Source organism: Brucella pecoris (assembly GCF_006376675.1).
Taxonomy (GTDB): domain Bacteria; phylum Pseudomonadota; class Alphaproteobacteria; order Rhizobiales; family Rhizobiaceae; genus Brucella; species Brucella pecoris.
Window position 1 is genome coordinate 564,687 of record NZ_VEWK01000001.1, and the last position, 11,994, is coordinate 576,680.

The following is an 11,994-nucleotide window of genomic DNA, read 5'->3' on the forward strand; positions in this document are numbered from 1 at the left end:
GACTTATCGTTCATTTGATAGCATGCTTGGGCCGGCGAACGACCCTTACCATTCCGCTGCCCCCGCCTCCGCAGAAAAAACGGTCGCCGCCATCGGATTCAAGCCCCGAAACTCCGGTTCCGGTCGGCATGTCCAATCGCTCGAGCACGGCACCTGTTTTCTGATCAATGCGGCGAATGTCGCTCCCGTTGCCTTCCCAGGTGCCGTGCCAAAGTTCGCCGTCGACCCAGGTCACGCCTGTGACGAACCGATCGGATTCGATCGTACGCAGCACTTCTCCGGTCTCGGGATCCACCTGATGGATCTTGCGTCCGCGATGCTGTCCGACCCAGAGCGATCCCTCTGCCCACGCCAGACCGGAATTTCCGCCGTCTCCGGGCGCGGGTATTACGGCCACAACTTCACCGGTCCTGGGATCGATCTTGCGGATCATGGCATCGCCGATCTGGAACAGATGCTCGCCGTCGAATGCAGTTCCTGCATCGGCGACGACGTCGAGCGAACGCAGGATCTCCCCGCTTTCGGGATCAAGAGCATTGAGTCTGCTGCCGGTTGCGAACCAGACTTGATTGCCGTCAAAGCTGACCCCGGCCACGTCATCTGCATCGGGGAAGGGGCCATATTCACGGATGATTTCGGCAGTTGAGTGTTTCATGTCTTCATCCTAGCTGTAAATCCGTGTCGTGGGGAGCAACAAGCTTGTCGGGAATCCGGGTACGCCCGATGCAATCCAGCGGCACGCCCGCCCGCGCCCGAACATCTCGACCTTGCTGTCGCGGGCAAGCTCTTCGAGTGCTCGCTGCACTGTGCGCGGGCTAATGTTCAACGCTAGAGCTAATGCCGAACTCGACCAGGCTTCCCCATCGCCGAGCAAAGCGAGGACTTCGGCACGGTCGCCTTCTACGCGCGGCGCCAGAACGGCAACATTGCGGGTGGTGTTGGGCTGCAGAACAAAACCGTCCCTGGTTGCACTCAGTGTGGCAAGCGGTTTGACTGCCTCGCGCAGCCGGGCGATTTCAACGCGCAGCCGCGCACGGTGCGATGCATCGGCATGTCGTGCGCCGAAAGCGTGTTTGAGAAGCGTTTCGCGTGCCACATCCTCCGGCCACGCCTCCGCCAAAGCGCGCATGAGCTTAAGCAGTACCGGACGAGTGGCGAGAGGAACGATCGTTGTTCCTCCACGCACCACATTGCGGCAGGCGTCCACGATCAGCGTATCGGTAGCCAAAAGCTTTTCGACTTCTTCGAGATGGAGCAAGCGCTCGGTGCCGCCGGTGATCAAGCGTGCTGCCGGTGTCCCGAAGGCTCGTACGGCCCGCTCGACCTCGACCGAGATTGCTGGAATACGGGCGTCTGTCGCTGCCTGCATTGCCCGTTCCAGAGCAGCTTTCGCAGGTGCTGTCTTGATGCGACGGATGGCTATGCCCGCCGCCACCAGTTCGCGCCCGGCCAGCGACGCACGCGGTAGAGCGCTGGCATCGAACGCACCGAGTACCGCTTCGGCTTCATCAAGGTGACCGATCAGGAGAAGGTGCCGGGCTTCGAGATAGCCGGCATGAGCTGCGTTCCTTCGGTCGCCGGAAGTTTCAAGGGCTATCCGGGCTGCATTGAGCGTTTGCAACGACCGCCCGAGATCGCGCGAAACAAGTGCGATTTCGGCTTCGGCAACGGCACAACGCGCACGGGCTACAAGTTCTTTCGGACCGAACATACGCCCCGCACTTCGCAAAAGCGCTCTGGCGCGCGCGAAGTCACCGAGTTGCGCCATCGCGATGCCCCGCAATGCCAGCGCCGGTGGGTCATCGCGCAATGCGATCCTTTTCAACGCAGCGAGGGGATCACCAGCCGAGAGAGCACTTGCGGCGGCGGCGATCAGCGAGTCCATTGAAATCCCGTCACACTTGTAACTCTCACGCAGTCCTCCATCCGAGCTAGCTTCATTGTATCGCAACCGCTGGAAACGGCAATTCGATGGGAGACGCGGATATGCCAATGTGCACTGTAACCGAAAGGGTCGGTTCGCCGCCGGGACCGGCGAGCGATGCGACCAGTTGGATCGGGCTCGCCGCCACCCCGACATTTGCGCTGATGGCGTGGATTTCTGCATTCGGCTCGCAGGACATGACGATGTGCTCTGGCGCATCGACTTTCTTCCCCGTCAACGACATGGCCGTGATGTACGCGCTGATGAGCCTCTTTCATCTGACGCCGTGGACGAAGTTTTTTGCAGCCCGTTTGCAGCGCCCCAATACTCAAACCATAGGAGACTGACAATGCAACACACTGTTGTTTCACACGATGAATGGCTGACCGCCCGCCGGGACTTCCTGAAAGCAGAGAAGGAATTGACGCATCTTCGCGACAAGGTTGTCCGGCAGCGGCTCGCCCTGCCTTGGGTGCGCATCGACAAGGAATATGTCTTTGACACGCCGGAGGGCACGCGCACGCTGGCCGATCTCTTCGATGGCAGGTCGCAGCTCGTGGTGCAGCATTTCATGTTCGCGCCGGGATGGAAGGAAGGCTGCCCCAGTTGCTCCTTCATGGCCGACCACACCGACGGTATGAACAAACACCTTGCGCATCACGACGTCACCATGATCGCTGTGTCCCGTGCGCCGCTTGCCGACATCGAACGTTACCGCGAGCGCATGGGCTGGCAGTTCAAATGGGTTTCGTCCTTCGATACCGATTTCAACTACGACTTCCGGGTAAGCTTTGAACCCGATGAGGTCGCCAGCGGAAAAATAGACTACAACTTCGGCGAATGGCAGTTAACTGGTGCAGAGTGGCCTGGTGTCAGCGCCTTCTACAAGGATGACAAGGGCGAGGTCTTCCGTACCTATTCCACTTATGGACGCGGCGTTGAGGTAATGATGGGCACCTACAATATGCTCGATCTCGCTCCGAAAGGCCGTAATGAGGTCGGGGGAATGGACTGGGTCCGCCGCCACGATCGCTATGAGTAAGATGGCGGCCCCATCGAAATGATTGAAACAGATACTTAGAGCGCCGATCTGATTAAATCAGATCGGCGCTCCAGCGCCACGGTCACATCAAAAGTCGTTTTGCTGTGTCCTCATCGGTTATCAGTCCATTGATTATGCGCCCGTGCAAGGCCGCCTTTAACGGAGCCAGCTTGCGTTCTCCCGAAGCAACGCAAATTCTCGGTCGAGCAACGCCAATCTGCGGTGCGACGCTCGTGGTTCGCAGATTGGTGGCACCGTCCAATATTCTTCCTTCCGCATCGAAAGCCCAACCGCAGATTTCCCCAACTGCACCGAGGCGATTGAGTTCGAATAGTTCGTCCCGATTGAGAAATCCCTCTTTGGACAGAGGAGAGTCGGCGGACAGATCACTAATACCGGTTAGCCACAGGTCTGCCGTTGTCGCAAGCTCATGAACCCGGCGCACAGGCTCTATTGAGAGCAGAACGTCTCTCTCTACAGAGGAGGGGAGATAAAGCGGCAGGAGGAGGGGAAAATGTTGGGCATTCACAGTTTCTGAAAGCTTGATCAGAGCATCGAATGGGCTTGCGGATCCATCGATCCCGATGTGCCCCACAAGCGAAACCAGTCGGTGAGTGGAGCCATTCAACGGCGAAACACGTTGAACTGTTGCCCGCATCGTGCGTCCGGTTCCCACTGCCATAACAATGGCGTTGCGTGATCGCAATTGACGTTCAATCAAAACGGCAGCAGCTTCCGGGACAGCGGTCGATACGTCCGGCCATGTTCCTTCAGAGGGCACAACCTCGCAATAAACCAGTTCGAATTTGTCTGTAAGCCTGCTGGACAGTTCCATGCAGTCGGCTATCGGATGGTTCATCCGGAATGTAATAAGACCTTCGGATCGACATTGGGAAACGAAGCGTTGGGCGGTAGGCCGGGAAACGCCAAGCATTTGTGCAATTTCGTCCTGAGTCTTGCCGGCAATGTAATATAGCCAGCCAGCCCTTGCGGCGTCGTCCAGTTTAGGCTTTTCGTTATCGGCCATCGGAGGAAATATCTTTCAATAAGGCGGGCAGGTCAGCGGCGCTCATCAGAATATGATCGGCACCCGCATCGCGCAATGCCTCCGTATTGTCCAGCACCGTATAATGGCTGCCGCCAGTAAAGCCGATTGCTGTCATTCCAGCCGCCTTGGCGGCCTGCACGCCACTACGGCTGTCTTCAATGACGACACACCGTGAGGGCTTCGCGCCCATTTTGCCGGCTGCAAACAGAAAGAGATCGGGTGCGGGCTTGCCATGCTTCACCATTGTCGTGCTGAAGATATTGCCTTTAAACAGCGACAACAGACCCGTTTTCCCCAATGAAATGTCGAGGCGCTCTTCGTCGCTGGAAGATGCGACACAGTAGGGAAGAGCGATTGCCTCAATCGCGTCCTGAATACCATCAACCGCGACGAGCTCCAGCTCGAAGCGCTTGAAGAGGCTCTCTCGCCAGTTCGTTACAAAATCTTTCGGCAAGGCTCTGCCCGCGCGCCGCACAAACTCATCCGTTACCGCAGAAGCGGGGCGGCCGAGAAAATTGCGTATCACATACTCAAGTTCTGTCGGGACACCGTATTGGGTCAAAACCTCCGCGACAGCACCGCAGCCGATTATCTCACTGTCGACCAGTACGCCGTCACAGTCAAAAATGACGAGATCGAAATCTCCGGAATTGCTTGCGTGAAGGGTAGCTGTCATGGAGGAAATCCTGAGATTATGATTACAATACGAGCGTATGATAAATCTCGAGCAACCGAAAGATCAACCGGCGAAGTGCCTGATGCTTAAGAATTTAAGTGTTTATCTGGAAAATATTGCAGATTATAGTTGTAATCGCCTCATTATGGAGGAGGTGAGAGTAATTGGAAAAACAGGCTGGACAAACACAATTCGGAGCGTATGCTCGCAAATTAAGCACTTGATCGATATTGGGAGGAAGCGATGAAGCGTCTTTTAATAGCAGCTATGCTGGCAGGCAGTTCAATGCTGGTCAGTATGACGGCAGAGGCCAAGACCCAGATCGAATTCTGGCATGCAATGGGAGGCGTGCTTAACGATCGTGTCGGCGAACTGGCAAAGCAGTTCAATGAAACGCAGGATCAGTACACCGTCGTTCCGGTCAATAAGGGCAGTTACGAAGAACTCATCAATGCGATGATTGCCGCTTATCGGGCGAAGCGCGCGCCGACCATTGTCCAGACGAACGAGCGTGCATTTCTCACGATGCTGAATTCCAGCGCGGTCATTCCCGTCGTGGATCTGATGAGCAAAGAGGGGTACACTATCGACTGGAGCACGGTGATAGCTCCGGTTGCTGCCTATTACAGCGACAAGGGAAAGCTGCAGGCGCTTCCCTTCAATTCGTCGACGCCCATTCTTTGGTACAATGAAGAGCATTTCAAAGCTGCCGGTTTCGACAAACCTTCGGACAACTGGCAGGAGCTTACCCAACAGTTACACGCGATTCACGACAAAGGCGTCTCACAATGCGCGATGTCTCTGCCCGGTGACTATGAGTGGAGCTTTCTCGAGAATTATTCGGCTGTGAATGATTTCCCTTATGGCACGAAACGAAATGGTATCGACGGGATCGACACGGAGTTTGTGTTCAACAAATACCTCGGTACCCAGGTCGAGCGTATGCATGATCTGATCTCCAGCGGCGTCATGGAGATCGCGGGGCAGGGTGTTCAGCCCGTCCAGTTGTTCACGTCTGGCACTTGTTCGACCATAATTGCCTCGACAGCCTCTCATGCCGCCGTGGAGGCTTCGGCGAAATTCCCGTGGAATGCGACTTTTCTCCCGCATGAGAAAGACCGTACTCCCCATAACAGCGTCATCGGTGGCGGTGCCTTATGGACCATGAAAGGCCATTCCGAAGACGAATATAAAGGCGCTGCCGCTTTCTTCGATTTTCTGGCCAAACCAGAGACACAGGTCTGGTGGAGCAAGAATACCGGCTATGTTCCCGTTACAACCACGGCTTATGACGCGTTGAAAAAGGAAGGCTATTTCGAGCAACACCCGACCCGCGCGATTGCCATCGAACAACTCATGCGGAAACCGAATTCGGACAATTCGATGGGATTCCGTTTCGGCAATTCCAATCAGGCGAATGTTCTGATCATGGAAGAAGTGATGGCCGCAGCATTGGGTCAGAAGACGACCCAGGAAGCTCTGGATTCCGCCGTCGCCCGCGGTAACGAAGTGCTCCGCCGCTTCGAAAAGCTGAACGCTGGAAAGTGATGCGATGATTTCCCTACGTGGACGTGCTGTGCGCTTCCGCTCCCTTGCGGAGCGGAAGGAAAGCGGGTTGAAGCGCGCGCATTTCCAGGAGTTGAGAACACCAATCCTGCTTCTTTTGCCTCAGTTGCTGGTCTTGCTGTTCTTTTTCTTTATTCCGTCGTTTCGCGCACTTATTCAGGCGTTTCAGTTGAACGATCCATTCGGCGGGTCTGTGCAATGGGTGGGATTTGCCAATTTCACTGCGTTGTTTGCAAGCGCGCCCTACTGGGCATCGGCCAAGCTGACGCTGTGGTTTACGCTTTGGCAAAATGCCATAACGCTATCGGTTGCTCTCCTGTTTGCCTTTGCTACAAACCATATCATCCGAGCACGTGGAACATATCGCACAATACTATTGCTTCCCTACGCCATTGCTCCCGCTGTCGCTGGGATCATGCTGGCGTTTCTCTTCAATACGCGTGTCGGCCCGATCTCCCAGATGATGCATATGATGGGGATCGGCTGGGACCCGACCAAGAATTCGACGGATGCAATGATCCTCATTGTGCTAGCCGCTTCGTGGAAGCACATCTGCTACAATTATATCTTTCTCGCTGCAGCTCTCCTGGCTGTGCCGCGTTCGATTCTGGAGTCCGCCGCCATCGATGGTGCCGGCCCGTTGCGGCGGTTCCAGCGCATCTCGCTGCCAATGATTGCGCCTACGCTGTTCTTTCTGGTCGTCATCAATTTCGTTTATGGCCTGTTCGACACCTTTGCCATCATCGACGCAACGACGCGCGGCGGACCTGCGGGCGCGACCTCGATCCTTGTTTACAAGGTCTACCAGGATGGCTTCGTCAATCTGGATATGGGGTCGTCAGCCGCTCAATCCGTCATTCTCATGATCCTCGCTCTCGCCCTCACTTTTGCCCAGTTTCGACTGGTCGAGCGGCGCGTCAACTATGCGGTTTGAGTTATGAATGAGCGCACTCCAATCCTCGATGCGGTTTGCCATGCGATTCTGATACTTGGGATCGTCCTGGTTTGTCTCCCGCTGTACTTTGTCCTGGTCACGAGTTCTTTGAGCCAGCAGGATGTGCTCAAAGTTCCGTTGAGCTGGCTTCCCGGCGATCAGTTCTTCGTCAACTCGCGCGAAGTTTTGAACACGATCAATTTTGGCCAGCTTCTGGTGAATACATTTATCGTGGCGCTCGGAATCACTATCGGCAAAATGGTTCTGTCCCTGCTTGCAGCATTTGCCGTGACCTACTTTCGGTTTCCTTTCCGGATGACCGCTTTCTGGCTGATATTCATATCGATGATGCTGCCGATCGAGGTCCGTATTGTTCCGACCTATGAATCTGCTGCCAACATGGCGCTGCCGTTGAACATTCTTTTCGGCTGGCTCGGCATAGCGGTCGAGTTGAACTGGAATATGGTCAACACCTATCCGGGTCTCATCCTTCCGATCATCGCATCGGCAACCGCCACATTCCTGTTTCGGCAATTCTTCCTGACAATTCCGGACGATCTGTGCGAGGCGGCCCGCATCGATGGCGCCAAGCCGATGCAGTTCTTCTTTCGAATTCTACTGCCATTGTCGCGGTCAAATATTGTGGCATTGTCGATCATCCTGTTCCTCATGGGCTGGAACCAGTATCTCTGGCCGTTGCTCATGACGACGGACCCTAGCATGGCGACGGCGGTGGTCGGTCTGAAACAGGTTATGCCGCAGTCCGACGGACTGCCAACATGGCATCTTCTTATGAACGCTTCCCTCTGGACCATGCTGCCACCTGTACTTGTAATCCTTGTTATGCAGCGGTGGTTCGTCAAAGGCCTTGTCGACAGCGGAAAATAATAAACCCGGAGAAATTCAAATGGTTAAGATCATCGGCCATCGTGGCGGTCGAAATTTGTGGGCTGAGAACAGCCTTGCCGGCTTCCGTAATCTGCTGGCTCTCGATGTGGATGCCGTAGAACTGGATGTCCACTTGAGTTCAGACGGGGTTCCGGTTGTGATCCATGACCCTTTGCTCGACCGGACGACGAACGGGCGAGGGCCTGTTCAGGCTCAAAGTGCAGAAGCGCTCGCACAGATTGTTCTGAACGATAGCCGTGGAGAGACGATTCCAACTCTTGCAGCGGTGCTGGATATTTTTGCACCGACCCGACTGGAGCTGGAGCTGGAGATTAAAATCGACGGGCGGGGCGTGCCTTATCCCGATCTGCCGGAGAAAATCATCGCGCTTGCTGAAGAACGCGGCATGATCGATCGCGTCTTTCTCACCTGTTTTGTTCCGGAAGTTCTGGAAGATATTCATCGTCGGTTTCCCCAACAGCAATTGCTCATGTCGATAGATCGCCGTTCGGCCGAATTCTTCGGCGGCTTCGACAAGGTGCTCAAGCGAGGCATAGACACAGCCACGATACTGGCATTTGAGAAAAGTCTGCTGGAAAACGTGTTGGAGCAGTGCGTTGCAGAAGTGGGAACGGCGAGGCTGGGGTGCTGGGTTCCCAACACCGAAACCGAACTGGAATACTGGATGTCCAAGCCGATAGGTCAATTGACCACGGATCGCCCGGATCTGGCCGTTCTGGTGGCGGGGCGGCAAAATCGGACAGCATCAGGGCAGAAAGGTTGAGCAAATGGCTTCGGTCGAGCTTCATTCAATCCGCAAATGCTATGGCAATGTGGAGGTCATCCCGAACGTTGATCTAACGATTGCAGATGAGGAGTTTGTGGCGCTTGTCGGGCCGTCCGGCTGCGGCAAGTCCACGCTGCTCAGAATGATCGCGGGGCTTGAACAGATTACCGCAGGTGACTTGTTGATCGGCGAAAGAAATGTCAATCGTGCCAACCCGAGTGATCGGGATGTCGCGATGGTTTTTCAAAACTACGCCCTCTACCCACATATGACGGTTTTCGACAACATTGCGTTTAATCTTCAACTCGCAGGTCGCCCGAAAGCCGAAATAAAGGAACGTGTGGCCGACGCTGCTCGAATGCTCGACCTTACCGATCTCCTGGATCGCAAGCCGCACCAGCTTTCGGGTGGACAGCGCCAGCGTGTTGCGATGGGACGTGCCGTCGTACGCAAACCTTCAGTTTTTCTGTTCGATGAACCTCTATCCAATTTGGATGCAAAACTGCGTGTCCTGATGCGAGCCGAGATCAAGGAATTGCATCAGAAAGTACGCACGACATCGATTTATGTGACACACGACCAGATAGAGGCGATGACATTGGCCGACCGGGTTGTCGTTCTGAACAAGGGAAGGATCGAACAGCAAGGGACGCCGATGGAGCTTTACACGCGCCCGGCAAATGTTTTTGTTGCCGGATTTATCGGCTCACCTTCAATGAATTTTCTCGAAGCTTCGATTGAGCGAGATGGTTCAGGAAGCGGCGCCCGTATCGGTGACGCCGTGCTTCCATTGCCTGAAGGCGCATTGCAGGCCGGGCAGAAAATAATACTGGGGATGCGACCTGAACACCTGCAGATTGGATCGAATGGCGGTTTGCCGGCCAGAGTTCGGCTGGTTGAGCCGACGGGCGCTCAGACACATATCGTTCTTGAAGTGGGCGAAGAAAAGCTGATGGCGACCGTTGAAGGAGAGACGCGTTACGCGGCAGGCGACAAAGTGGAGCTGAATATTTCCTCCCACCGCATGCATTTGTTCGATCACTCCAGCCAGATGCGGATAAACTAAGGCGCTCTCATTGGAGATACAAAGACCTGATCCGACGGGCGGCAAGGCCTTGTAATATACATCCTTTTGCTCGTCGATACGTTTAAGTTCCATAATACATATTATGTGATTTATATGGGTCCATGGTGGGTTCAAACTTGAGCAGCCCCTTCATCGGGAAGCCGCAGCGGAAATGCCGCTGACCAGGAAATCTATGCCAGCAAGAAAATCTTTCCGGTCATCGTGGGCGCGCAACCGGATGGCCATGCTGCGAGTGAACGGATATTGCTCCGGATCAAGTTTTGACCAGCTCACAGACACGTCCTCAAGGAAACCGGAACGCTCCAGGCCATGCACCTTGGCAAGCATCGCGTTGGCAGCATTTTGCCCGGCGACACCCAGAATGTAATTCAGCAAGGCAGACGCCGCCATCCAGGCTTCGCTCTCCGGAACGCCCAAAGCACGAACCTGTTGGCCGATGGTCTCGAAAATCCGCACCATCGGTAATTGACCAGGCGCATAGGTCAGCGCCGCACCGATCCACGGATGGGCATCGATCGCCTCGAACAGCTCAAGCGCGGCAGCGCGTATTGCTGCCTCGGGAGAAGCTTCTACAGGCGTTGTGCTCAACGTTCGACAAACGATAGCATCGCACGCCGCAGTCAAAAGATCACTCTTGTTGGCTACGTGCCAGTAAATCGCGCCAGGGCCAGTGGCAAGCACCTTGGACAAGGCTTTGAACGTCAGCCCCGCCTCCCCGCCATCGTCCAAGAGTTGGATCGATGCGTTAATGATTTGCTCCCGCGTCAGGGATTGCTCTCGTCTTTGGCGACTGTCGCTCTTTTTTCTCATGGGAATATCTTGACATATATGGAACAACATTCCAACTATGGAATGATATTCCATTGATGCAAGGCAAGAGAATGAATAAGCCAGTCACGATCATCGGCGCCGGTCTTGGTGGGCTCATGCTCGCCCGCGTGCTCCACGTCCACGGCATCGCATCGGCAATCTACGAAGCGGACGCTTCGGCGGACGCGCGCGCTCAGGGCGGGATGCTGGATATCCATGCGGAAAACGGACAGCGCGCACTCAAGGATGCAGGTTTATTCGAGGAATTCTCCAATCTCGTTTACCCCGGCGGACAGCAGAGCCGGGTGTTGGACAAGCATGGGAATGTCCTCTTTGATCACCCGGATGATGGCACAGGCGGCCGTCCGGAAGTGCAAAGAGGCGAGCTTCGTCGTATCCTGATTGAGTCACTTCCGCCGGGCACAATCCGCTGGGGACACAAGGTGAAGTCGGTCTCGTCGCTGGGCAGCGGGAAGTTTCTGGTGAATTTCGCCAGCGGTTCGACGCAGGTTACCGAACTTCTTGTAGGCGCGGACGGAGCATGGTCGAAAGTTCGCCCCCTTATTTCGGATACCAAACCCGCCTACTCCGGGATCTCGTTCATCGAGACCTATCTTTACGGAGTCGACACCTCCCACAAGAAGACAGCCGCGGCTGTCGGTGGCGGCTCCCTGTTTGCGGTCGCGCCAGGCAAGGGGATTCAGGCCCACCGCGAGCCTCACGGAATACTGCATGCCTATATAGCACTGAAACGACCGGAAGCGTGGTTCGATCGCGTCGACTTCTCTGACAGGAAAGCGGCTTGTGCCGCGATCGCCGGAGAATTCGATGATTGGGCTCCGGAGTTGACGAGCCTGATCACAAATGCCGATACAATGCCGGTGCTGCGAATGTTGTATACGTTGCCTGTCGAGCATCGTTGGGACCGCGTACCCGGCGTGACGCTCGTGGGTGATGCGGCGCATCTGATGATCCCTTCAGGCGAAGGCGCCAATCTCGCGCTCTATGACGGTGCGGCACTTGGAAAGGCAATCGCGGCCAACATCGAAGATATAGAGACCGCATTTGCCGGATATGAACGGGAACTCTTTGTGCGCAGCGCCGCTGCGGCTGTGGATGCAAACGAGATCATGCAGGTATTATTCGGAGAGAATGCGCCGCAAAGTCTGCTCGATTTCTTTGCGAGCAACATCAGCGGCTAAACCTTGGCCGGAGACAGCCGCAGGCTCTAT

13 protein-coding genes are annotated in these 11,994 nt (G+C 55.5%); 8 read left to right on the plus strand and 5 right to left on the minus strand.

Translation table 11 applies throughout. From position 1 onward, the window contains the following. Positions 1-10: 10 nt before the first annotated feature. Entirely contained in the window at positions 11-655 is a 645-nt protein-coding gene (locus FIB18_RS02590) for a Vgb family protein (RefSeq protein ID WP_140019271.1), read from the minus strand. 9 nt (positions 656-664) lie between these two features. Continuing rightward, the gene (locus FIB18_RS02595; protein WP_140019272.1) at positions 665-1,885 is read right to left on the minus strand and encodes a helix-turn-helix domain-containing protein; all 1,221 of its coding nucleotides are present in this window, start codon (positions 1,883-1,885) and stop codon (positions 665-667) included. Between the two features lie 107 nt (positions 1,886-1,992). Between FIB18_RS02595 and FIB18_RS02600 the strand changes: the two genes are divergently transcribed. Together FIB18_RS02600 and FIB18_RS02605 are read left to right on the plus strand one after the other, a co-directional pair. Further along, the gene (locus tag FIB18_RS02600; protein WP_235894810.1) at positions 1,993-2,271 is read left to right on the plus strand and encodes a hypothetical protein; all 279 of its coding nucleotides are present in this window, start codon (positions 1,993-1,995) and stop codon (positions 2,269-2,271) included. Between the two features lie 2 nt (positions 2,272-2,273). Next, a complete protein-coding gene (locus FIB18_RS02605; RefSeq protein WP_140019274.1) occupies positions 2,274-2,966 on the plus strand; it encodes a DUF899 domain-containing protein in 693 nt (230 codons plus the stop codon). 82 nt (positions 2,967-3,048) lie between these two features. On the opposite strand, the gene FIB18_RS02610 is transcribed toward FIB18_RS02605, so the two are convergent. Together FIB18_RS02610 and FIB18_RS02615 are read right to left on the minus strand one after the other, a co-directional pair. After that, the gene (locus tag FIB18_RS02610) at positions 3,049-3,993 is read right to left on the minus strand and encodes a sugar-binding transcriptional regulator (RefSeq protein WP_140019275.1); all 945 of its coding nucleotides are present in this window, start codon (positions 3,991-3,993) and stop codon (positions 3,049-3,051) included. After that, positions 3,983-4,690, minus strand: coding sequence for an HAD family hydrolase (locus FIB18_RS02615; protein WP_140019276.1), 708 nt, complete (start codon positions 4,688-4,690; stop codon positions 3,983-3,985). Before FIB18_RS02615 ends, FIB18_RS02610 begins: the two co-directional genes overlap by 11 nt. A 243-nt stretch (positions 4,691-4,933) precedes the next feature. On the opposite strand from FIB18_RS02615, the gene FIB18_RS02620 reads away from it, so the two are divergent. From FIB18_RS02620 to FIB18_RS02640, 5 genes are read left to right on the plus strand one after another with little or no spacing between them, the layout of a single operon-like run. Continuing rightward, a complete protein-coding gene (locus tag FIB18_RS02620; RefSeq protein ID WP_235894811.1) occupies positions 4,934-6,238 on the plus strand; it encodes an extracellular solute-binding protein in 1,305 nt (434 codons plus the stop codon). Between the two features lie 4 nt (positions 6,239-6,242). Next, on the plus strand, positions 6,243-7,190 hold the full coding sequence (locus FIB18_RS02625; RefSeq protein WP_140019277.1) for an ABC transporter permease subunit: 948 nt from the start codon (positions 6,243-6,245) through the stop codon (positions 7,188-7,190). A gap of 3 nt (positions 7,191-7,193) precedes the next feature. Beyond that, on the plus strand, positions 7,194-8,078 hold the full coding sequence (ugpE, locus tag FIB18_RS02630; protein ID WP_140019278.1) for a sn-glycerol-3-phosphate ABC transporter permease UgpE: 885 nt from the start codon (positions 7,194-7,196) through the stop codon (positions 8,076-8,078). 19 nt (positions 8,079-8,097) lie between these two features. Continuing rightward, complete coding sequence (locus FIB18_RS02635; protein WP_140019279.1) at positions 8,098-8,862, plus strand: glycerophosphodiester phosphodiesterase family protein; 765 nt, start codon at positions 8,098-8,100, stop codon at positions 8,860-8,862. Positions 8,863-8,866: 4 nt separating this feature from the next. Continuing rightward, positions 8,867-9,931 (plus strand): ABC transporter ATP-binding protein, encoded by a 1,065-nt coding sequence (locus FIB18_RS02640; protein ID WP_140019280.1) that lies wholly within the window; start codon positions 8,867-8,869, stop codon positions 9,929-9,931. A 150-nt stretch (positions 9,932-10,081) separates the two neighbouring features. Here FIB18_RS02640 and FIB18_RS02645 read toward each other — a convergent pair whose 3' ends face one another. Beyond that, positions 10,082-10,816: a TetR/AcrR family transcriptional regulator gene (locus FIB18_RS02645; protein ID WP_235894812.1), complete on the minus strand. Its 735-nt coding sequence runs from the start codon at positions 10,814-10,816 to the stop codon at positions 10,082-10,084. A 17-nt stretch (positions 10,817-10,833) separates the two neighbouring features. On the opposite strand from FIB18_RS02645, the gene FIB18_RS02650 reads away from it, so the two are divergent. Continuing rightward, the gene (locus FIB18_RS02650; RefSeq protein WP_140019281.1) at positions 10,834-11,964 is read left to right on the plus strand and encodes an FAD-dependent oxidoreductase; all 1,131 of its coding nucleotides are present in this window, start codon (positions 10,834-10,836) and stop codon (positions 11,962-11,964) included. Positions 11,965-11,994 lie beyond the last annotated feature (30 nt).

Bases quoted from the DNA above. Each gene is read 5' to 3' on its own strand.
- FIB18_RS02590 (WP_140019271.1), bottom strand. From the start codon at position 655: ATGAAACACTCAACTGCCGAAATCATCCGTGAATATGGCCCCTTCCCC.
- FIB18_RS02595 (WP_140019272.1), bottom strand. From the start codon at position 1,885: ATGGACTCGCTGATCGCCGCCGCCGCAAGTGCTCTCTCGGCTGGTGAT.
- FIB18_RS02600 (WP_235894810.1), top strand. From the start codon at position 1,993: ATGTGCACTGTAACCGAAAGGGTCGGTTCGCCGCCGGGACCGGCGAGC.
- FIB18_RS02605 (WP_140019274.1), top strand. From the start codon at position 2,274: ATGCAACACACTGTTGTTTCACACGATGAATGGCTGACCGCCCGCCGG.
- FIB18_RS02610 (WP_140019275.1), bottom strand. From the start codon at position 3,993: ATGGCCGATAACGAAAAGCCTAAACTGGACGACGCCGCAAGGGCTGGC.
- FIB18_RS02615 (WP_140019276.1), bottom strand. From the start codon at position 4,690: ATGACAGCTACCCTTCACGCAAGCAATTCCGGAGATTTCGATCTCGTC.
- FIB18_RS02620 (WP_235894811.1), top strand. From the start codon at position 4,934: ATGAAGCGTCTTTTAATAGCAGCTATGCTGGCAGGCAGTTCAATGCTG.
- FIB18_RS02625 (WP_140019277.1), top strand. From the start codon at position 6,243: ATGATTTCCCTACGTGGACGTGCTGTGCGCTTCCGCTCCCTTGCGGAG.
- ugpE (WP_140019278.1), top strand. From the start codon at position 7,194: ATGAATGAGCGCACTCCAATCCTCGATGCGGTTTGCCATGCGATTCTG.
- FIB18_RS02635 (WP_140019279.1), top strand. From the start codon at position 8,098: ATGGTTAAGATCATCGGCCATCGTGGCGGTCGAAATTTGTGGGCTGAG.
- FIB18_RS02640 (WP_140019280.1), top strand. From the start codon at position 8,867: ATGGCTTCGGTCGAGCTTCATTCAATCCGCAAATGCTATGGCAATGTG.
- FIB18_RS02645 (WP_235894812.1), bottom strand. From the start codon at position 10,816: ATGGAATATCATTCCATAGTTGGAATGTTGTTCCATATATGTCAAGAT.
- FIB18_RS02650 (WP_140019281.1), top strand. From the start codon at position 10,834: ATGAATAAGCCAGTCACGATCATCGGCGCCGGTCTTGGTGGGCTCATG.